General features: G+C 71.3%; 9 protein-coding genes and 1 pseudogene. All 10 read left to right on the top strand.

Annotated features, from left to right (window positions below; genetic code table 11):
• The coding region (eccD, locus tag ABT085_RS24020) for a type VII secretion integral membrane protein EccD (RefSeq protein ID WP_351611465.1) at positions 1 to 705 on the top strand (705 nt) is incomplete at its 5' end.
• A gap of 97 nt (positions 706 to 802) precedes the next feature.
• The gene (eccB, locus tag ABT085_RS24015; RefSeq protein WP_351611462.1) at positions 803 to 2,389 is read left to right on the top strand and encodes a type VII secretion protein EccB; all 1,587 of its coding nucleotides are present in this window, start codon (positions 803 to 805) and stop codon (positions 2,387 to 2,389) included.
• A 124-nt stretch (positions 2,390 to 2,513) separates the two neighbouring features.
• Positions 2,514 to 2,852 (top strand): hypothetical protein, encoded by a 339-nt coding sequence (locus ABT085_RS24010; RefSeq protein ID WP_152889137.1) that lies wholly within the window; start codon positions 2,514 to 2,516, stop codon positions 2,850 to 2,852.
• 75 nt (positions 2,853 to 2,927) lie between these two features.
• Entirely contained in the window at positions 2,928 to 3,251 is a 324-nt protein-coding gene (locus tag ABT085_RS24005) for a WXG100 family type VII secretion target (protein WP_152889135.1), read from the top strand.
• Between the two features lie 147 nt (positions 3,252 to 3,398).
• Positions 3,399 to 3,842, top strand: coding sequence for a type VII secretion system-associated protein (locus ABT085_RS24000; RefSeq protein WP_351611458.1), 444 nt, complete (start codon positions 3,399 to 3,401; stop codon positions 3,840 to 3,842).
• A gap of 83 nt (positions 3,843 to 3,925) precedes the next feature.
• On the top strand, positions 3,926 to 6,529 hold the full coding sequence (locus tag ABT085_RS23995; RefSeq protein WP_351611456.1) for an AAWKG family protein: 2,604 nt from the start codon (positions 3,926 to 3,928) through the stop codon (positions 6,527 to 6,529).
• 34 nt (positions 6,530 to 6,563) lie between these two features.
• Complete coding sequence (locus tag ABT085_RS23990; RefSeq protein ID WP_351611454.1) at positions 6,564 to 7,022, top strand: YbaB/EbfC family nucleoid-associated protein; 459 nt, start codon at positions 6,564 to 6,566, stop codon at positions 7,020 to 7,022.
• 6 nt (positions 7,023 to 7,028) lie between these two features.
• Positions 7,029 to 7,364: a hypothetical protein gene (locus ABT085_RS23985; RefSeq protein WP_152889130.1), complete on the top strand. Its 336-nt coding sequence runs from the start codon at positions 7,029 to 7,031 to the stop codon at positions 7,362 to 7,364.
• Positions 7,365 to 7,371: 7 nt separating this feature from the next.
• Positions 7,372 to 21,912, top strand: a complete 14,541-nt coding sequence (locus tag ABT085_RS23980) for a hypothetical protein (protein WP_351611451.1) — start codon at positions 7,372 to 7,374, stop codon at positions 21,910 to 21,912.
• Positions 21,913 to 21,994: 82 nt separating this feature from the next.
• Positions 21,995 to 22,419: pseudogene (locus ABT085_RS23975) on the top strand (hypothetical protein); the annotation flags it as partial.

Below are 22,419 nucleotides of genomic sequence, written 5' to 3'. Positions count from 1 at the left end.
GTGCGCACACCGCTGTTCGTGGCCTCGGCGCTGGTGTCGCTGGCCGGGGTGGTGGCCGGCGTCCTGATGAGCCTGTTCGGCCTGAGCGTGGACGGTGCCGCGGCCGCCGTGGCCTCGCTGGCCGTGCTGCTGGGCGGCTTCGTGCCCGCCCTGTCGTTCCGGCTGGCCGGGATGCGCATGCCGGCCCTGCCGACCAACCCGCAGCAGCTCCAGGAGGGCATCGAGCCCTACCGGGGCGAGGACGTGACGACCCGCACCGAGCTGGCGAGCGGCTGGATGACCGCCCTCTACGCCGCCTCGGGCATCGTGTGCGCGGGCTGCCTGGCGCCGCTGGCCCGCAACCCGGTGCTTCCGGAGGCGCTGACCGCCGCGGTGCTCGCCCTGCTGCTGCTGGTGCACGGCCGGGGCATGGTCAATGTGTGGCAGCGGCTGGCGCTGGTGCTGCCCGGCGCCTGGGGGGTGGCCCTGCTGGTGTTCGCCCTGACGTCCGACACCCCGGCGGCCGACCGGCCCGCGGTGGTGGCCGGGCTGCTGGCGTCGGCCACCCTCCTGGCGGTCGCCTCCTGGACGGTGCCGGGCCGGCGGATGCTGCCCTACTGGGGCAGGGCGGCGGAGCTGCTGCAGTCGCTGCTGGCCATCGCCCTGCTGCCGCTGGCGCTGTGGGTGCTCGGCGTCTTCGCCGCGCTGCGCGCCATCAACAGCTGACCCGGGCCACGGGAACGACGTGCAGGACCATTTCGACGCGAACGGCCCCGCGCTGCGGGGACCGGTGCGGACCGGCTGACCGGAAGGACCGCGGTTCATGCAATCCAAGCGCGACCAGGTGCAGGCGCACGCCTTCGTCATGGGCCGCCTCACCTCGGGCATGCTGCTCGCCGACCCGGACGCCCCCGAGAGCCCGCTGGGGCGCACCACGCGCGGGGCGGGCATCGGCGTGGTGATCGCGGTGCTCATCTGCGCGGGGGCTGTGGTGTTCGGGCTGATCTCGCCGGGCGGCAACGACTCCTGGCGCAGCGGGAAGAACCTGATCGTCAACCGGGACACCGGGGCCCGCTACCTCTACCTCGACGGACGGCTGCGGCCGGTCCGCAACTACTCCTCCGCGCTGCTCATCGGCGGCGCGGACCTGGAGACCACGGACGTGGGGACGGCCTCGCTGCGGGGCACCCCGGTGGGCGCCGCGGTCGGCATCCCGGGAGCACCGGACTCGGTACCTTCCTCGGGCGACCTGGAGTCGGACGCGTGGACGGTCTGCTCGGCGACGGCCACGACGTCCCCCGACGCCGGGAGCGACGGGGCGACGACGCGGGCACTGACCGCGCTGGCCGCGGGCACGCCCCTGGATTCGACCGCGCTCGGGGCGGACGAGGCGCTGCTGGTCAGCGGCCCGGACAAGAAGAAGTACCTGATCTGGCAAGGCAGTCGGCTGCCGCTCGACACCGCGTCCGGGGCGCTGCTCTCGCTGGGCTACAGCTCGGTGACGCCCCGCCCGGTGTCGGCCGCGTTCCTGGACGCGTTCGTGCCCGGTCCGGCCCTGACGCCGCCGTCGGTGCCGGGTCTGGGCGCGCAGGGTCCCTCGCTGGGCGGCACGGCGACCAGGATCGGCCAGGTCTTCCAGGTGACGCTGCCGGGCGGCACGGCGACGGGCTCCGGCGAGCCGGACGACGTCCAGTACTTCCTGCTGCAGCACTCCGGCCTGGTCCCGGTGACCCCGACCGCGGTGGCGCTGCTGCTGGGCGATCCGGCCGTGCGGTCGAAGGCGTACGGCGGCGCGTCGCCGAAGGCGCTGCCCATCGGGACGGACCTGCTCAAGGACCACCAGGCGCCGGGCGGAACCGGTCGTGACCCGTCGGTGGCCGGACTGCCGGACAGGCCGCCCCGGGCGGCCCGGGTGCCCGAGGGCCGGGCGGCGTGCGCCCGGGTGCAGCCCGGTGCCGACGGCGTCCGCGTCAGCTCGGTGCTGGTGCCCGCCGGCGCGCTGACCCCGGTCGCCCAGCACAGCGGCGACGCGGTGACGCAAGCCTGTCTGCCGGTGGACGCGGTGGTGATCCGGCCCGGTCACGGCGTGCTGGCGCGGGCGCTCGGCGCGGGCGGCGGGACGGTCGGCGCCACCACGTACTTCGTGGCCGACGACGGGGTGAAGTACCGGGTCGGCTCGAAGGAGGCGCTCGCAGCGCTCGGTTGGACGGAGTCCGACGTGCGGGGGCTGCCCTCCCCGCTGTTGGCGATGGTGCCGACCGGCCCGGACCTGAGCCCGCAGGCGGCGACCGGCGCAGCGCCCGCGTCGTCGGTCCGAACCTGTGCGGGGGCCTTTGCCGACACCTCGGACGGACCCGGCGCACAGACCGGGACATCCGCCACCGGTGGCGACAAGTTGCAAGCAGGTTAAGAAAGTTGACGATTCGTCAACAGTTTGACACGCCGATCGCTTCGCATTGCACCCTTTTCCCCGGCGAGCCTAGGCTCGTTGGTGCCGCAGTTGCGTCGGCACCCAGATTTCGAAAGGCGGACCCATGGCAGGAACAGGTCAGCAGTCAAACGAACAGTCCACTCGGAACGGGATCCAGGCCCTGGAGAGTGCTTTCAGCGGCATCCTGAAGTCCCGGCAGGACGTGGACAACACCCGCGCCACCCTGTCCACGGGCTACCAGGGCAGTGACGGCGGTCAGTTCGGCGGTCTCCTCAAGCAGTGGGACGAGCAGTGCGACGGCATTCTGCGCAGTCTCGAGGACATGGTCGACAAGCTGAACCAGAGCCTCACCCAGCACGGCAAGGCGCAGGGCTCCTCGAACGAGGCGATCAACTCGGCCTACAGCCAGTCGCAGGCGGCCTACGACCAGCTCATCGGCTGAGCGAGCCGCTTGCCCGGAGTCCGGATCCCTGCCGCGCCGTCCCCATGGCGCGGGCCCCATCGAGCAGGAGGCCTCATGCCCGACAACCTGACCGACGGTTACATCTACGTCGACTACAACCACATGAACAACGCCGCCGACGACATGGTCCAGCAGACCAAGGCGATAGCGAACACGCTGGCGTCGCTTGAGGCGGAGCTGAACGAGCTGGTCAAGTCCTGGTACGGCGAGGACGCCGACGTCTACCGCCAGAAGCAGGCGGCGTGGGACCAGGCGGTGAAGAACATGGAGAACCTGCTGACCTCGCACTCCGCGCTGCTGACGGACATCTCCGACAACTACCGCTACAGCGAGAACTCGCTCTCCCAGATGTGGTCCGAAGTACGCATCGGCCGCTGACCGAGGGGCGTCGCGGAACGGAGCCTCCGGTGAACCGGGCAGACGGCCACCAGGGCGCCGCCCGTCCGGTTCCCCTGCCACCGCGCGCCTCCTCCCCAGCCCCTCTCCCCGTCCCTTCGCCGACCGAGCACCCACGAGGACCACGCCATGGCGGACCTGACCCATCTGAACGGACAGCAGCTCAAGCAGTTCCGTGAGCACGACCTGGCGACGTTCATCACCGATCTGAAGAGCATCGTCAAGGACGACCCCAACGGGGTCCTCGCGCTGCACAGCATCGTCAGGGGCACGATCCCCTCGCAGTACATCGGGGAGAACTCGGTGCTCGGCATCGGTCTGATGACGGGCGACGACACGGTGTACGGCAAGACGCTGGTGGACGCCGCGCTCAAGTCGGCGAAGTCGATCGACGACGTCTTCGGCGACCAGGGCTTCCTCTTCGACGACATCGACGACAGCCTGGAGACCACCATCACCACCCTGCTGAACACCCAGGGCTCCTCCCTGGAGAACATCAGCGGGGAGAAGTTCCTGGACGTCTGGTCCGGGGTCGACGAGGACCTCGAAGACTCGTCGCACTCCGACGACTGAGCGGCGGCCCCGCCCAGCCCAGCCGGCGCCGCCGGAGCCCCCCTCGCGTACGCCCACCTCCCTCCACCCAGCGGAGTCCCGTCATGCCAGTCACCTCCGATCCCGGCGACTACTGGGGTCAGGCGGTCACCCTCTACACCGGGTACAACGTCCCCAGTCGCAAGAAGCTGTTCGACACCCTCAAGAGCAGTGAGGGCGTGCCGCTGATGCGGCTGGGCTTCGAGGTCCTGGCGTCGACCGAACTGACCGTGAACAACTTCACCGCCCTGGTGGGCTGGCACACCCAGCACGGCGAGGACTACGACCTGGCGTTCGTCGAGGCGGGCGGCGACGGCAGGCACGACGGCGGCACCCTGTACCAGGCGACCATCGTCTTCATCGGCATACCCACCACCGACGGCACCGGACGGCTGCTCGAACCGGGCGAGCTGTGGAGCGCCGGAAAGTTCACCGGCGTCCTGGGCAACGAGTGGGACCTGAGCCTGCTCCAGCAGTACCAGAGCGGATCGAAGGCAGCGATCAACGCGCTGCGCGCCGACCACACCACCCGGCACTTCGAGTTCAGCGGCCTGAGCGTGCAGGACACCGAGGCCGTCGACGTCGACTCCTTCGAGCGCACCGCACAGGCCTACGACCGGGGGCTGAAGTTCTTCGAGGACCACGCGGCGATCCTGAAGCAGTGGCAGACGTCCCTCGGGGAGGAGAACGCCGCCTGGCGCGGCCAGGCGGCCGGCCTGTTCTGGCAGCTGGTCCACCAGCTCAACAAGAACTACGACAGCTATGTCGAGCAGCTCACCGAGGACAGCACAGGGACCGCGGCGACCATGCTCAACGGTCATGTGCCGAAGTCGAAGCTCGCCCGGGCGCTGGCGACCGCCCAGACGGCCCTCATGACGGAGGCCAAGGCGCTCAGCGACGCCTGGGACACCTGGGCGACCGACGGCAGGCACGATCCGCACCGGATCCTGATGGAGGTCCTCCAGGAGGTCTCCGTGTGGGTGCTGGAGAACCAGATCAAGCACACCCGGGTGACGAGCAACGGGGCGGCGAAGGACTACAACACCGACGCCGGGTTCATCCAGCACCATCCCACCTACGGCAACCTCCGCGACATGGCCACCTGGGTGAAGATCGGCGACGAGGCCGTGACCCGGTGGAACAAGCACGTGGAGGACGTTCTCGTCGCCAAGGCCCAGGTCTCGCTCACCACGCTCAAGACGGCGTGGAGCGATGTCTCGGACGCCTTCAGCGAGATCCGCACCAAGGACACCTCGACGCTGACGGAGTCGTACGAGGACGACCGGCGCCAGATCGCCGAGGACGAGGCGAACGGGCAGCAGGAGGAGTACAACAACGCCCTGAACAACCTCGGCAACAACATCAACAACCTGGGCGACAACCTCGGCGACGGGCTGAACAACCTCGGCGACAATCTGGGCGACGGGCTGAACAACCTGGGCGACGGGCTCGGCGACAACTTCAGCAGCCTCGGGGACGGACTCGGCGACAGCCTCAGCAATCTCGGCGACGGACTGGGCGACAGCTTCAGCAATCTCGGGGACGGACTCGGCGACAGCCTCAGCAATCTCGGCAACGGGCTCGGCGACACCGGGGGCATCGGCCTGGGCGCCGGTCTCGGCAACCTGCTGAACGGCAGCGACGACGGCAACGACAAGACCAAGGGGTCCACGCTCACCAACCCCGACGGCAGCACCACGACGCTCAACCCGGACGGCACCCTCACCACCCGCTACCCGGACGGCACCACCCAGCTGCTCGACCCGGAGACGGGCATCGTCAAGACGACGTCCCCCGACGGAACCGTCACCACCGGCGACCTGACCGTCCCCGGCGGGTACCGCAACCCCGACGGCAGCACCACCACGCTCAACCCGGACGGCACCCTCACCACCACGTTCCCCGACGGGACGACCACCACCATCGACCCGGAGACCGGACAGCTCACCACCCGCGACCCCGACGGCACGGTCACCACGGGGAACATCGGCAGCGGTCTCGGCGACTCCCTGGGCGACCTCCACCTCGCCGCCCCCTCCACGACGCCGACCACGAGCAGCAGCCTGGACCTGAACGGCCTGACGTCGAACCTCTCCTCCGGCGGCGGTCTCGGCGACGGCCTCACCCTGGGCAGCGGCTCCTCCCTCCTCGACAGCGGCGGGTACGAGGACTCCGGCTACGCCGACTACGACGACGCCAGTTCGGCGGAACTGCTGTCCGGCGGGACGGTGCGCGCACCCGGGAGCACCGATCTGTCGGCCGGCACGTCCGCGGCGACCGACGAGTCGGGCTCGGCGGCCGGCGCGAGCGGCAGCCCGCTGTTCCCGGGCATGGGCGGCATGGGCGGCATGGGATCGGGGGCCGGCGGCGGCAACGGCAACAACGGGGAACGCGTCCGCAACGTGCTGACCGACGCGGGACCGGCGGCCGGCCGTGGCCGGTCCCGGACCCGGAAGGCCGAGGACGAGGACGAGAACGTGGTGGTGACGCGGGCCCGGACCGCGACGACCGGCACCGCCGCCGGATCCGTCTACCCGGCGGGCGCGGGCGCCGGCCAGAACGGCCGCTCCACCGAGAGCGGCGACCGGGCCCGCGTCAGCTGGACGGAGGAGGACGAGGACGTGTGGGGAACCGACGAGGGCGGCGCGCCCGCCGTGATCGGGCGCTGAGCGCGGTGCGGCGGACGGGAAGGACGGCACGAACATGAGCGGCATGAAGGAGACGATCGAGCAGCGGCTCGCCCGCGCCATGGCGGACCTGGAGACCACCACGGCGGCGGTGGCGGAGGCGGAGGCCGAACTGAGCCACGCCAGCTGCACGATCCGCTCCCAGGACCGGTCGGTCGAGGTGACCGTCAGCGCGCGGGGCGATCTGACCGACGTGCGCTTCCTGGAGGGCAAGTACCGCACCATGCCGGCCGGACAACTGGCCGCGAGCGTGCTGGAGGCCACTCAGGAGGCGCGGGCGGTCATGGCCCGCCGGGTGATGGAGACCTTCGAGCCGTTCACCCGGCCGCACGAGTCCGTGCCCGAACTGCCGGGCCTGGACATCGACTGGAACAAGATATTCGGCCCGGGGGTCCTCGACGGCCCCTCGGGCGGGGACCGCCATGCCTCGTCGCGCCGGCTGCTCGACGAGATCCACGAGGACCAGGAGGACTGATCACCGATGAGCGAGGGAAACGCGTACTACGCCGAGCCCGACCGACTGGCGGCCGGTGTGCGCCAGATCGACCAGATCAGCACGCTCGCCCACGAGATGCTCCGCGACTTCACCATGGGCCTCAACGCCACGGTCGGCTGGCCCGGCCACGACGACAGCTTCGCCGAGGAAGTGATCCCGCAGGAGAAGCGCGAGCGCACGATGGCAGTGGACACCGGTACCTCGCTGGTCGAGGCGGTGACCGGGGTCGCCGACGGCACGCTGGCCAACCTGGACAACATCCGCACCACCCAGAGCGGCGTGCTCGACTCGATCAACTCGGCCCGCCGCGGAAAGCACTGACACTGCGATGAGCATCATCGTCTCGCCCCAACTCAACAACCTGCTCTTCGTGCTCATCGGCGAGAAGATGCTGCAAGCGGACGAGGACCTGGCCTACCGGAGCCACCAGCCCTACAAGCGGCTCGGCAAGAACGTCCGGGAACTGTCCGATCTGATCGAACAGTCGGTCTTCGGCGTGGGCCAGGCACTGCCCCCGCAGGTCGGCCACCAGTACGTCCGGGCCATGCGACTGTTCGTGGACAACGGCGGAACGAACTACCTGCGGGAGTTCGCCAAGCAGTTGGACGACGTCGGCGACGGCCGGGTCAAGATCTCCATGGACATCATGGAGGCCAAGTGGTCGATCATCGCCGAACTGGTGCGGCTGCTCATCGAGTTGGCCATCATCGCGGCCCTGTCGTTCTTCACCGGCGGGGCCTCGTCCAGCCAGACCGCGACCGCCAAGGCCCGCAGCCGGGTGACGATCCTCGCCACCCTGGACCAGCTGCTCAAGCGGACGCATCTGCTGCCGAGCCTGTCGGAGGCGTTCGACGAGGCGTTCCAGACCTTCGTGGTCCGGCTCGCCATGATGACCCTGGCCCCGCCCGGCCGCAGGCCCGGCGGCTTCGACTGGAAGCAGATCGTCGAGGACGGCTTCTTCGGCGCCGTGACCGGCATGTTCCACGGTGCGTTCGAGTCCCTGACCAAGAACCTCGGCAAGGGCTTCCGCAACATACTGGACGGGCCGGACGGAAGCCGGTTCGGCAAGAACAACACCAAGAACCTCACCGACGACGTCACCTCCAAGTTCGACAATCCGCCGCCGACGCGGTCCATCGGCGACCGCTTCGTCCGAGGAACCGGCGACGGCGCCAACGAGTTCCTGGTGGCGGGCGGTTCGGAGGCCGTGGCCGAGATCGTCGTCAACGGCGTCCTGCACGGCAAGTGGGAGGGCAGCGCGGACACGTTCATCGGCGCGGGCGTCAGCTCCGTTGTCGGCGCGGCGCTGTTCGCGGCGGCCGGGAAGTTCGGCGGCGCCTTCGGGTCCGGGTTCGACTTCGGCAGTGTCAACGTCCTGCCGGTCACCGGCGACGACGACTCCGCGACCGGCGGGCAGAACGCCGGGCGGGACGAGAGCGACGACGACCGCGCACGGGAGACGGTGCCCACGACGTCCTCCGCCGACCCGTCGGGAGCGGGTACGCCGAACCCCTCGACTTCAACCATCACCGCTCCCCGCGGCGGCACGGGCACCGGCACGGTCCCCACCTCCTCCTCCACCTCCGCACCCCCGACGACCGGCAGCGGCAGCGGTACTCCGCAGAGCGGCGGCGTCCGGCCCGGCACGACCACCGGCGACCGGCAGCGCAACGACGATTCCGACGCCGCACAGGAACATCCGGCAGCCTCCGGCACGGACGAGAGCGCGGACGAGAGCACAGGCGAGGCCGCCCCGACGCAGCACACGACCGGCGGGGACGCCGACTCCGGCCGGCAAGGCACAGCCACCGGCACTGGCACTGGCACTGGCACCCAGGAGACCACCTCCCCGGCGGTGGACGGGCAGACCTCCGCGGGAAGCGACGGGGCGATACCGACCGTCGGAACGGCCGCCGTCCCGCCCCTCGCCACGGCTTCCCACGCGCCCGGCGGCGCCGGCTCGGCGCGGGGGCACGGAACGGGGCAGGGAGGTCCGGCGAGCGGCACGGCCTCACCGCAGCGCGCGAACAAGGGCATGACGGACGCCTCCGACACCGAGTCTCCGGCCGGGTCCACGCCCGACTCCTCCCCCAAGTCCGCGGCCCGGCCGGAGACGACGTCCACCACCACGACCACGTCCCCGTCGGAGATCAGCGGGTCCGACCCGAACATCGTCACGAACGGCGCCGCGGACGGCGTCCAGGAGACGGAGCCCGGGCCGGTCACCGCTCCGCCGACGACCGGTACCGAGGGCCGGGACATGCCGCGTTCGGCCGAGCCCTCGCCAGAACCGTCCCGGACCACCCCCCAGCCGGCACGCCCCGGCGCCGGGCCACGCCGTTCCGCGACCGAGGGCGACCCCGGCGAGGACTCCGCCCCCACAGCCGTCCCCACACCTGTCCGCACACAGTCCGAAACAGCCACGCCCGCCGAAGGACCGGCTGCCGCGGACACGGTCACCACGTCGTCCGAGACGCAGAGTTCACCGACGCCGTCCGACACCGCCGCGGACCGGGTGACGACGTCCTCGTCCATCGCCCCTCCGACGCCCCTCGCGACCACATCCGCACCGGAGCGGTCGGCGCCCGAGAGTGCCGCGCCGAAGAGTCCCGCGCCGAGGAGCCCGGCGACGACGCGGTCCGCGCCGACCGAGCCCGCCCCGGCCTCCCCCGTACCGACCAAGTCCACTCCGAGGACGCCGGATTGGGACGCCGCACGGTCCGCCGTACCGCCCGTCACCCGCAGTCACTCCTGGACGGACCCGGTCTCCACGCCCCTGACGGCCGACGACCGGCCCACCCGCTACACCGTCGACTCCTCCTTCGACGTCCGCCGCTTCACCCATGACGGCGAGACGATCGTGGACCTCACCGTCGAACTCGCCCTCACCGGCGCCGACACCGTCACCGACGCCGAAAGCCGGGCGCTGTGGGACCGGATGACTGCCGGAGTGCAGCAGACGTTCAACGATCCGGGCCACCGCCTCGCCACCGGAGAGCGTCTGCACGTCACCGTGGTGCCCGCGGTCGCCGGCCGACAGCCGCATCTGACGGTCGAGTTGACGGGCTCCGACCCCGGGCCGCGCACTTCGCAGCACACCTGGCGCTCCGACGCCACCGCACAGGACCTCGCCCACGAGATCGGCCACCAGCTCGGTCTGCGCGACGAGAACCGCGACGCCACCGCGCCGCAGCGCCCCCACGTCGACGGCAGCCTCATGGGCGTCTACCAGCGCCCCGTCGCCGAGACCATCCCCGACGAGCAGCAGGGAAGTTACGCCCAGGGCGGTCTGCGCCCCCGCCATCTCTCCCTGCTCAGCGCCCTCGTCGGCGGCCCTGACGACCTGGTCGGCTCGATGCCCCGGCGCGCCCGGTCCCAGGGCGCCGACCCGCTGGCGCCGGTCGTCCCGTCGTCGTACGTCCAGACCTACGGCAGCCGGCGCGACGGCAATGTGGGACTGGTTCAGGTGGAGCCGCTGCCGGCGCGGATCGTGGAGGGCCTGCACCAGCATGTGCTGAACCTGCTGGGCATTCCGGCGGAACGGCAGGCGACGCACCCCGTGCGCGAGCAGTTGCGCCGCGACCTCGGCGGCGAGCAGCTGGTGCTGAACCTGCCCTATCTGCTGAGCAGCATGGGGCACCGCCTGACCGTGGACGTCGACGGGCGGCGGCGGACCGTCGACGTACGGCTGTCCCTGCACGATCCGGCGCCCTCGCCCCGCCAGGGCACGCGGGACCCCTCGGACCCGGACGTGCGCGTCGAACGGCGTGGGGTCGGTGCGCAGGAGTCGGGCGACACGGAGTCCTCGGGGACCGTCCGGACGCTGTCGGTGCCCTGGTCGGCGACGTTGCCGATCCCGGCCGCCGGGCCGGTGCGCGGGGTGGACTTCGGCCCGTCCCTGGCTCTGACGCACAATCAGCTGTCGCTGTCGACGTCGGTCACCCAGACCGTGCAGACGACGACGGCCCAGCGTAGCAACGAGCTGTCGCACGCCTTCGGTTACGGATCGAGCTGGCAGGCGCGCATCGACACCCCCCGCATGGCGCCGACCGACAACTGGGGCCCCGCGTCCGAACTCGGGCCGGTCACCGTCTGGTTCCCGGAGCACCTGGCCGCACAGCGGCAGTCCGACGATCCGCTGCCCCAACCCGCCGATCTGGACGAACTGCCGGTGTGGGGCGTGGACACCGTCAAGGAGCCGCACCAGCTCCTGGAGATGGTGAACAGCGCCTTCCACGACGATCTCGCCACCCTCTCCGACTCGTCCGCGGAGGCGCTGGAGGCGTTCCTCTCCGAGCCGGTGCTGCGCGGCACGCTGCCCATGCAGCGGTCGGGCGGCATCTTCTCGCCGCTGCTGCTGGACTCGCGCGGGCGGGCCGTCGGCATGCTGAAGGTGACCACGGAGGTCACCCCGGGCACGCCCACGCATCAGAGCCAGGACACCAGGATCAACCTGGAGAGTCATCTCGTCAGCACGGTCAAGGTGGACGGGCAGGCCAAGGTCACCAACGCCGTGGGCGTCGACCTCGGCGTGGGACCGGCGTTCACCGGCAGCCGCGCGCCGGGACATCCCGACGCCTCCGGCAAGGTCGCGGGTTCCGTCATGGGCAAGGGCGGGGTGCGCTGGCAGACCAGCGACACCCTCAACAACGGGGGCAGCGCCTCCGTCCTGCACGCCCTGCGCAGCAACCGCAGCCACCTGCTGACGCCCGCGGAGGTGCGGCACACCGTCACCCTGGTGCGCCCCGGCGGCGGGGAGAGCCTTCAGGAGTTCGGGCCCTGGGCCGATGGCATGCAGCTGCGTCTGCTGGCCAAGTCCGATGCCGTGGGAAAGGTCCCGGAGGGCGAGGAACTCCGTTCGCTGCCGCCGGAGTTGGAGCATCTCCAGAGCATCGGCATCACCGCGGCCCCGCTGGCCGTCGACGGTCCGCAGCAGTTGTTCGCGCACGCCGAGGTCTGGTTGCGGGCGAACGGGTTCCTGCCGGCGTCCACGACCACGACGAGCCGCACCACGGTGCTTCCCGACGAAGCCCTGACCCAGGCCCAGTTGAACAACCTGCGCCGGTTCGAGCAGGCCCGCTCGGACGTCGGGCTGCGGGCCGCCGCCGACGCGATGGTCGACGGCGGTCACGCCCTGTGGATGGACAAGCCCACCCCGACCGGGACCCGTCGTATCCGACTGGACCTGAACGCCACCCGTGACACGACGCCGCAGTCGGCCCCCGTGGACCCCGGCCCGGCCGAGGCCCCGGCTCACCCCTCGGGCCCGCCGCCCGCACGGCATGTGCGCACCCTGCCCGCCGTCCAGCACATCGGCCTGACCTCCTTCGGCATGAGCGGCACGGAAGCGCAGTCCTCCGGCTACGGCTGGACGGCCGGTCTCGGCGGCGCCGTCAGCGGCCCCGTGGGCTCCCCCGACGGCGGCTCGGGCACCCTCGGCACGGGCGCCGACTACGCCTACTCCGGCCAGATCTCCCACACCGGCACCGCCGGCGCGGGCCTCAGCCACGACCAGCTCTTCATCGGCTCGAACCAGGGCAGCGAGGTCTTCGACGTCCCGGCGCGGTTCACGCTCGACCTGTACGACGGACCGGGCGCGGAGCCCACCGTGCGCTTCGCCGAGCACACCGCCGCCACCTCGTACGTCGCACCGGGCGAGACCCCGCCCCCGGCCGGTCCTGCGCCGACGGCCGTGACCGGCACGGTCAGGGTCGCCGTACCGCATCACCGGACCCTCGCGGCCGCCGCGGAACCCGCCCCGCGCCCGCAGGACGCGCAGATCCGCGAGGCGACCGCGGACGACCGGGCGGCGCTGGCCACGACCGGGCCCGACGGCAGCCCGCTGGAGGGGATCGTCAAACTCCCGGACGACGCGGTCCTGGACGTGTTCCACGGCTCGGGCGACCTCCAGGACGCGGTACGCCAGATAGCGGCGGGCACCCATCCCGGCCGTCCGCAGCCCGGCTGGGCGGCCGGTCTGGGCGCCGCCGTCAGCGGCATGAGCCCGGAGGTCCTGAAGTCGGCGGCGTCCCTGGTGGCCGTGGCCGCGGCGGGCCAGAGCGCCGCCGACCCGACCACGCTCGCCGCCGAGGTGCGGCAGGCGGCTCTCTCCCCGGCGAACCTCACCGCGCGCGGGCACCAGATCTTCAAGGGCAGCTATGTGATCGAGGGGGTCACCCTGCCCGGCCTCGGCGCCGACCAGGAGTACTCCCTGGAGATCAGCGGCGTGCTGCGCAACCCCCGGCTGATGCACAGCGCCAAGCAGTACCTGGAGACCGGCGTCTCCTCCTCCGACACCGCCGCCCAGCAGAAGTCCGTCGCCGGCTCCCACCAGGGCGGGGCGGCCCTGACCGGCACCAGGACGCCCGCGGTGGCCAAGTCGGCCGATCCCGCCGTCGCCCCGCCGAAGCGGCCCGACGTCTTCGGGCCGTCCGCGAAGTACACGTACACCAAGAAATCGGAGGACTCGGCCACCCTGTCCACCGCGACCGCCGTGAACCGCACGAGCACCGAGAGCGGCGACGAACACCGCATCAGCGCCGACGCGTTGCTCCTGATCACCGTGCGCGGCGGCACCCGCAACGTGGTCGGCAACGCCCTCGGCCTGGGCAGCGGGCAGCCGGTCACCCTTGCCGTGGAACTGCCGCAGGCCGTGCAGTTCCTGATGACGGACGGCCAACTCGCCCGGCATCAGGAGTGGTTCACCGGCGTCGAAGGCCTTCCCCGCCCGCGGCAGGCGAAGGAGGACGTGCCGCTGCCCGGCCGCTTCGCCCGCACGGGAGAGGCGGGCCTGGCCGGCGTGCTGTCCGTCACCCAGCTCGGCGCCCCGCAGAACGCCCCGGGCGACGAGCCGACGGGCCCCACGCAGGCGGCGGACACCACTGCAGGCACGACCGCGACACCCCCGTCCGACGCCCCCGCAGCCACGGGCGACCCCGTTCCCGCGGAGTCCGGCAACCACACGGACCCACCGCAGCCGGTGGAACGCCGCAACCGCCTCCACGACGAGCTGATCGCGCTGGTCGAGGCGGAGGCCCCCGGTGTCACCCAGCCGGGGCACTCCTCCTACCTTCCCGGTGTGGCGTCCCGGATCGCCGACTACACCTCCCCCACCGGTCTGCGCGCCCTGCCCGGACGCGGCCCGAGGGGCGTACAGCGCTTCCACTTCCGGCATCTGGCCAAGGGCGGCGCCCGGCTGGTCGAGGTCACCCTGTCCGCCGGCCCGCGCGCCGGCGCCGAGGAACGGCGCACCATCCGCGGGCGGAACGCCGGTGCGGGCACCGGACTCGAGCAGTATCACGCGCACCAGCCGGCGGGGGTCGCCACCGGGACGACGGACACCGCCCAGCACGCGCTCGCCTTCCACCCCACCACCCGCTATCCACAGCCCGGCCACGACACCCGTACCGACCGCAGCGGCCCGGCGCTGAGCGCCGCCACCACCCGCAGCCACGGCACGAAGTCCGCCGCCACCGCCGAGGACCGGTTCTGGCTGCGCACCGACAGCGTCGCCGACTTCGATCTGGAGTACGACTTCCAGGTCGGGGTCCGTTCCGAGCTGGTCGCGGACTGGCCGCCGAACGTGCTGGGCGGCATGGTGCAGGGCTGGTTCCTGCCGTCGGCCGGCGAGACGGACCCGGGATCGGGATCCGGGGTCGGCGACTGGATCAGCCGCACGCTCGGCGGCCGCCCCGCCCGCTCCGCCGTCGTGCCCGCCCGGGTGACGCTCCGGTTCACCGGCAGCGAGGCCGCCGAGGGCCGGCAGGTGGACCCGCCGCTCCCGCCCGAGGTCTCGCAGACCCCGCCGGTCATGAAGGGAAACCGCTACGTCCCGACCGGACCGGCCCCCGTCTTCGACTTCAACGCCTGGCCGGAACTGACCACCGCGTTGAACACCGTCGCCCCCGGCCAGAACCGCACCTGGCGGTCGCTGGAGACGTCCACGTCCGCCGAGAGCACCGCGGTCCGGATCGGTGAGCTGATCCAGGCCGGAGAGATCAGTCTGGATCAGCCGCGCACCGCGGCCGGACTGACGGACACCATGCCCGGCGCCTATCCGTTCGAGTCGGCCCCCGACACCCCTCCCTCCCTGTCGGTCACCCTGCACAACCCACGCCGGGTCACCGAGGCGTCCGACGTGACCCTGGACCGGCTCCGCGTCAGCAACACCGGGGGCGGCTCCTCGTCCAACGGCGCGACGACGGGCGGGATCAGCTTCCAGGGCGTCTACAGCCACGACGACGACAACCAGGCGGCCGGCGGAGCCACGATCCCGGTCCTGGCCCGCCAGCCCCGGACGACGGGCAGCACAACCGGTGCGTCCGGGGGACGCCGCGAATGGCTGAAGACCGGGACGACGACGGCCCCCGCGGACGGTTCGCACGGCACCCGTACCTATGAGGCACTGGTCGACACCCATCTGACCGTACGGGGGCCGGAAGGAACCCGGCACGTCACCGGCACCGCCACCGTGCGCGTCGCGGAACGGGACGTCCTCGGCCACGGCATCACCCCGCCCCGTACCCATCCGCAGGTCTACGACCTGGCCTCCATGGTGCAAGCCGGCGCCGACCGCTCGGTGTCGACCGCGGGAGCCGCCGCGGATCTACGGGACTGGCGCACGCATCCGCTGGACGCCCTGCCCGATCTGCTGGCCGCACAGATCGACCCCGCCGACCCGGAGGCCCAGCTGTGGCTGGCGATCGGCGCCGACCCGGCGACCGGGGACGGGACTCCCGCCCGGCCGGATCCTCAGGAGCTGGGCCGTGCGCTGTTCGCCGCGTCGCGGACCGCGGCCACGGCCGAGAAGCCGGTCGAGTTGGCCGTGCGGTACGAGGACGGCACGCTCCACTTCTGGAACTTCGACTCCGCCGGGCAGCCTTCGGGACTCGGCCCGGAGGCGATGACCGCATGGCAGCGGTTCCACACCGAGGCGTCGGACCTCACCAGGGCGGCGCAGGAGGAACAGGAGAACCGCCGCAGGGAGTTCGAGCTCCGGGAGGAGCTGGACCGGCAGGCCGCCGTCCTCGCCGAGGCCCTGCGCGAGGTCGAACTCGCCCTCTCGGAAACACAGCCCGCGTCCGGTCAGGACGACACGGCCACCGAGGCCGGACCGTCCGCACGGCCCCGGATGCACCTCGACCGCACGCCCCGCTTCACCGTCCCCTCAGGCTTCGACGTCCGCCGCTTCCGCCACGAGGACGACACGATCACCGACCTCACCGTCACCGTCGCCTACCGCGGCGGCGACAGCACCGACGTCCACGCCAAACTCGCCCAAGGCGTAGAGGACTACTACAACAACCCCGGCCACCGCCTCCCCAACGGCGACCTCCTCCACATCACCGTCCAACCAGCCCCGTCCGGAACCAAACCCCACCTCACCGTCTACCTCAGCGACCACTCCCGGCCGATGGACCACCGCACCTGGCACCACGACGCCAACCCCATCGACTACGCCCACGAACTCGGCCACCAGTTGGGCCTGCGCGACGAATACCAGGACGACACCACACCCCACCGCCCCGACATCACCGGCAGCCTCCTCGGCAACTACCACCAACCCTCCCCCGACGCCCTCCCCCAAGGCCACCTCCGCGAACGCCACCTCCACCTCCTCGCCGCCCTCATCGGCGACACCGGCACCCCCACGCAGAGCGCTGACGGAACCTGGCAGCAGGCCCGCGACGCCAGCGCCCCCTCGCCCCGCTCCCACAAATGGGCCGACCCAGTTTCCGAACCCCGCGGCCCGGCAGACGACAACACCGACCGCCCGGAGACCGACTCCGTCGCCGCCCGCATGCTGCCGATGCCGAGCAGACTCCAGCGCTACGCATCCGACGACTCCGACGCGGAAGACTCCGACGAATCCGACTGGGACGCACCCGCCCCCACCGCAACCACCACGTCCACCACCCCCCACTTCACCTGGACCGCCCCACCACCCGTCGCCGCACCCACACCCGCGCAGACACTCCCCTCGCCCGAGCCCGTACAGGACGACGAGGCAGACCAGAACGAACCGTTCGACCCCTCGTCCCTGGTGACCTACGTCCTGCCGGACAGCATCCCGGAGGGAGCGTTCGACGCGGCGACGCTGTGGTCGGAGGCTCCCGATCTGGAACCCTTCGCCGTGGTCACCTCCTCCTCCCACGGCGTGACGATTCCGCTGAGGTACATGGACGACCGCCAGACGGCCGAGTGGGACGATCCATGGGACGGCAACGCCGCCTTCGACGCCGTGATGGAACTGGCCGAGAAATACCTCGCCCTCGTCCTCGAGCGCGCCGAGCGCACACAGGCTGACCCCGGAACCTCCGACGAGGACAAGGCGGCAGCGAAGCACCTGTTGAAGACCAACAAACTGCTGGAGGACGACGGCTGGCGTCCCGAGTACCGCAGCGAGTTCCTGCGGATGCAGATGCTGCTCAGCGAGAGCGGACTGCTCGAAGACCTGCCCCGCGAACTCGTGGCCAATCCGAACTGGTCCCGGGATCGGGGTGTGGTGGATCCCGAGGACACGCCGTGGGCCCTGGTCGACCCCACCAACCTGCTCGGCCCGGTGGGCGGTTCGCTGCGCGGCCCCGACGGAGTCTCCGCCAGATTCCACACCTGGCTCAACACCAACGGCGGGGACAGCAACTGGCTGGCCAACTGGGCAGCTGATCAGGCCGGTGGTTCGATCAACACCGAGTCCCAGCGGTTCAAGGTGATGGTCAGCCACTTCCGTCCACCGAAGTCCCCCGACGGCTATCACCTGGCCGGACTGAACAGCAGCCTGAGGAACGACACCTGGCAGTCGGGGGACCGCGACTACCCGGTCACCCGATTCGACCCGCAGCACCTGGACCACGCGACGTACATACGCAGCATGGTCGCCCAGCACGTCTTCACCTACGAAGTGCTCAACCGGGTGAAGATGCCGAACGTCGACGCCGAACAGGGGGTCGTCCAACTGATCCGCCTGGAGAAGCGGAGCCTGCTGGAGGACCAGAACACCGGAGTCATGACTCTGGGCGACGAGGTACAGATGCGGCGGGGGCCCGCAGAGTCGTTCAGTCTCCTGACGCCGTACAAGGACCCCACGGACGAGAGCAGCCACACGCTTGGCCCCTTCTGGGTGACGTCCCAGAAGGTGCCGCTGCACCGCGTATTCGGCACCTACCTCCAGAGCCGGGCAGAAACTGACCCGGACCGCTCGCTTCTCCTGGGCGAGGGGGAGAACGAGTTCCTGGCCCTGGGCGAGGGTGCGCCCATCACCTACCACGGCACCGACACCCCACCCCAACTGCCCGTCACCACAACCGGGGACGTCGCCGCCCAGGCACCCCGACCCGGACCGCGATCCGCTCCGGCGACCGTCGGGCAGTCCCACCCGCAGCACCCGGTGGAAGCAGCGAGCGAGGAGCCGGCCGCAGCCTCACCCCGCCTGCGCGCCGCCGAGGCCGCCCTCGAAACGGCAGGCCTGCGCGCCGACGAACTCCAACAGAGGATCGACACCACCCTCGACCCGCAGCAGAAAGCAGCACTGCAGGCAGAGCTGGACCAGCACGCCGACGTCCTCACCGACGCTCTGAACGAGGTCGACCTCGCCCTCGCGGAAACCCGGCCCACACCTCACGACAACGACACGGCCACCGAGGCCGGACCGTCCGCACGGCCCCGGATGCACCTCGACCGCACGCCCCGCTTCACCGTCCCCTCAGGCTTCGACGTCCGCCGCTTCCGCCACGAGGACGACACGATCACCGACCTCACCGTCACCGTCGCCTACCGCGGCGGCGACAGCACCGACGTCCACGCCAAACTCGCCCAAGGCGTAGAGGACTACTACAACAACCCCGGCCACCGCCTCCCCAACGGCGACCTCCTCCACATCACCGTCCAACCAGCCCCGTCCGGAACCAAACCCCACCTCACCGTCTACCTCAGCGACCACTCCCGGCCGATGGACCACCGCACCTGGCACCACGACGCCAACCCCATCGACTACGCCCACGAACTCGGCCACCAGTTGGGCCTGCGCGACGAATACCAGGACGACACCACACCCCACCGCCCCGACATCACCGGCAGCCTCCTCGGCAACTACCACCAACCCTCCCCCGACGCCCTCCCCCAAGGCCACCTCCGCGAACGCCACCTCCACCTCCTCGCCGCCCTCATCGGCGACACCGGCACCCCCACGCAGAGCGCTGACGGAACCTGGCAGCAGGCCCGCGACGCCAGCGCCCCCTCGCCCCGCTCCCACAAATGGGCCGACCCAGTTTCCGAACCCCGCGGCCCGGCAGACGACAACACCGACCGCCCGGAGACCGACTCCGTCGCCGCCCGCATGCTGCCGATGCCGAGCAGACTCCAGCGCTACGCATCCGACGACTCCGACGCGGAAAACGCTGACGAATCCGACTGGGACGCACCCGCCCCCACCGCAACCACCACGTCCACCACCCCCCACTTCACCTGGACCGCCCCACCACCCGTCGCCGCACCCACACCCGCACAGACGCCCCCCTCGCCCGAACCCACACAGGACGACGAGGCAGACACCCAGCCAGGCACACCTCCACCACCGGCCGCACTCTCGCCCGACGCCCTGCCGACCGGTCCCTTCACCTCAACGACACTCTGGTCGAACGCTCCCGAGCTGCCTGACTTCGGCGTGATCACCTTGGGCGACGGCAAGACGTTCCCCGTGCTCTATCCGGAGAACCGGGCAATCGCCGACTGGACGGATCCGTACGAGGGGGTGAACGCCTACGACCAGAACATGGTGGCGACAGGTCAGTACCTGACGCTCATAGCGCAGCGCGCCGAGAGCGTCGTCGCCGACGCCGACGCCTCCCCGATGGAGAAGGAGGCCGCAGAGCGCCTCCTGAAGACGAACGCCCTGCTGGAGACGGACGGATGGCTCCCGGAGTACCGCACCGAGTTCCTTCGGATGCAGATGCTCCTCGGCGAGAGCGACCTGCTGGCCGACCTTCCCGCACGGCTGGAGCCGGACAGCAGCCTCGGCGTTCCATGGGCGCTCACTGACCCCACCTATCCCGCCCTGCCGGCGGACCGCCTGGTGGGCGGATCCCTGCGCGGTGAGAACGGAGTGTCCTCCCGGTTCCACTCCTGGCTGAAGGCGAACGGCGGGGACAGCTACTGGCTGGCCGACTGGGCGATCGGTCAGGGAGCTGGTTCCATCCACGCCAGTTCGCAGTACTTCAAGGTGATGGTCAGTCACTTCCGCCCCCCGCGGGCCGCCGAGGGCTATCACATGTCCACCCTCAGCAGGGAGAGCAGCCTCGTCCGCAGTGACGCGTGGGAGAACGAGCACGGCCGGGAATTCCCGGTGACCATGTTCTCCTCGGAGTACGTCCGCAGCATGGCGGCCCAACACGCTTTCACCTACGAGATGTTGAACCGGGTGAGCATGCCGAACGTCGACCCGCAGCGAGGGATCGTCCAGCTGATCCGCCTGGAGGAACGAAAGCTGCTCGCGCAGTACAACGAGACCATGCCTGCGGAGGGCGGCTCGGTGCACATGAAGCGGGGCCCCGCGGAGTCGTACAGCCTCATGGAGCCGTACAAGGACGCCACGAAAACGGAAACGGACGAGGACAAGGCCATGCTCGGCCCCTTCTGGGTGACGTCCCAGGAGGTGCCGCTGCACCATGTGTTCGGCACGTATCTCCAGAGTCGGGCCACCTTCGAGGGAGAGGCCTGGTCGGAGCACACGCTCTTCCTGCGCGAGGACGAGAACGAGTTCCTCGCGCTGGGCGAAGGCGCACCGATCGTCTACCACGGCACCACCACCCCACCCCAGCTGACCGTCACCGCCGCCACCCCCCAGGACGTCTCGGCCCGGGCCCCCTTCACCGACCAGGGGTCGTCCGGCGGGTCGGCCACCCGGAACGAGGAACTCCGTGACCGCCAGGCCGTGCGGTCGCTCGAACGGCTGCGCAAGACCAAGGAGTCTCCCGGCACGAGGGCGACCGGGGACGATGCTCGACAGGACGAACTCGCCAAAGCTGCTCGGGCACGCAGGTACGCAGCGGAGAAGGCCTTGGAGGAGGCGGGTCGACGGGCCGACGAACTGCGGGAGTTGCTCGACTCCGCGCGCGAACGGCAGCGCACCGCGGCCCGCGCGCAGAAGGTCGCCGCCGGACGCCTGGCGGGGCTCGCGGCCGACGTGAACGACCTCCGGGGCACCACCTCGTCGGTCGAGATGCCGACGGAATCCCTCGCGCGCACACCGGCCCGATGGCCCGACCCGGGCTCCCGGCCCAACCCGCCAAGAGGGCTTGTCGCCAACGCCGTTCAGGTCTCGGCCGCCGACACCGTTGCGCCGCCCCCCGAGGAGTCGTTCTCGGCAGCGTTGTTGCGGGAGGTGAGCCCACACTCCGCCCCCGCGCAGGACGGCGGAGGCCGTGACGCCCTCAACCACTGGCTGTCCGAACGCATTTCGGCCCTCGAGGCCGACGGTGCGCCCCCGGTCCCCAGCCTGCCCACCGGTGCGGACACGGCCGACCTGGACGAGTTGCACGCACTGGGCGTCGTCCTCGGACCGGGCCAGGTGGCCGAGGCGAGCCTCCTGGGCGGTCGGATCTCCGTGTCGGCGGCGCAGCTGGACGTCGGGCAGCGGATCCAACTGCTCGTCGACCGGGCCGCGCCCGGCTCCTATCCGGAAACGCTGGCCGCGCTGACGGCGGCAGCCTCCGGCCGGAACGTCGTGATCGTCGGCCAGGACGGCGTCGAGCACAGCTACGGGGACGGAACCGGTGAGCCGATCCGGATCGTCTTCGACGGCGTGCGGTATGCGACGCTCCCTCAACAGGTGCCCCCTCAACACGTGCCGCCTCAACCCGCGCAGGAGACCTGAGACATGGCCTGTGCGACCCCCAGCACACCACGGGCACCGCTGGACCCCGCCACCCCCACAGCTGCTTCGCCAGGAGGACGTCTTGAGCACCGCACCGCACACAGCCGGGTTCCCACAGGGTTCCGAGGGCGAGGCCGCCGCAGCGGCCGTCACCACGCCGGACGGAACCTCGGAGCCGGCCGCCGCGGTCACCGCCCCGAGCGTCGAACCGGGTGGTGAGCCGGTCGGAAGACCTGCCGGCAGCGCAAAACCGGAAGCGAAGTCGGAGTCGGAGGAGGCGGAAGCCTCGGAGCCGGAAGCGGCACCGGACTCCGCCGAGGCCGCCCCCGACTCCGAGGCCGCCCCCGGTGGTTCCGAGGGCGCGGACGGCACCGCCGCGGCCGAAGGCGCCGCCCAGGCCCAGGGGGCGGACGCCGAGGTGGCCACCGTCACCTCCGGGGACAACAGACGCCTGAGTGGAAGGCCCGCTATTCGGTCAGCTCCGGAGTGGAAGGCACGGTCAATGAG

It is taken from the genome of Streptomyces sp. NPDC002265, assembly GCF_040296125.1.
Classification (GTDB): Bacteria; Actinomycetota; Actinomycetes; order Streptomycetales; family Streptomycetaceae; genus Streptomyces.
Note: the sequence above shows the minus strand (reverse complement) of the source record. Positions and strands in the feature narration are given on the sequence as shown.

Coding starts and splice junctions, on each gene's coding strand:
- ABT085_RS23990 (WP_351611454.1), top strand. CDS start 6,564: ATGAGCGGCATGAAGGAGACGATCGAGCAGCGGCTCGCCCGCGCCATG.
- eccB (WP_351611462.1), top strand. CDS start 803: ATGCAATCCAAGCGCGACCAGGTGCAGGCGCACGCCTTCGTCATGGGC.
- ABT085_RS23980 (WP_351611451.1), top strand. CDS start 7,372: ATGAGCATCATCGTCTCGCCCCAACTCAACAACCTGCTCTTCGTGCTC.
- ABT085_RS24000 (WP_351611458.1), top strand. CDS start 3,399: ATGGCGGACCTGACCCATCTGAACGGACAGCAGCTCAAGCAGTTCCGT.
- ABT085_RS23995 (WP_351611456.1), top strand. CDS start 3,926: ATGCCAGTCACCTCCGATCCCGGCGACTACTGGGGTCAGGCGGTCACC.
- ABT085_RS23985 (WP_152889130.1), top strand. CDS start 7,029: ATGAGCGAGGGAAACGCGTACTACGCCGAGCCCGACCGACTGGCGGCC.
- ABT085_RS24010 (WP_152889137.1), top strand. CDS start 2,514: ATGGCAGGAACAGGTCAGCAGTCAAACGAACAGTCCACTCGGAACGGG.
- ABT085_RS24005 (WP_152889135.1), top strand. CDS start 2,928: ATGCCCGACAACCTGACCGACGGTTACATCTACGTCGACTACAACCAC.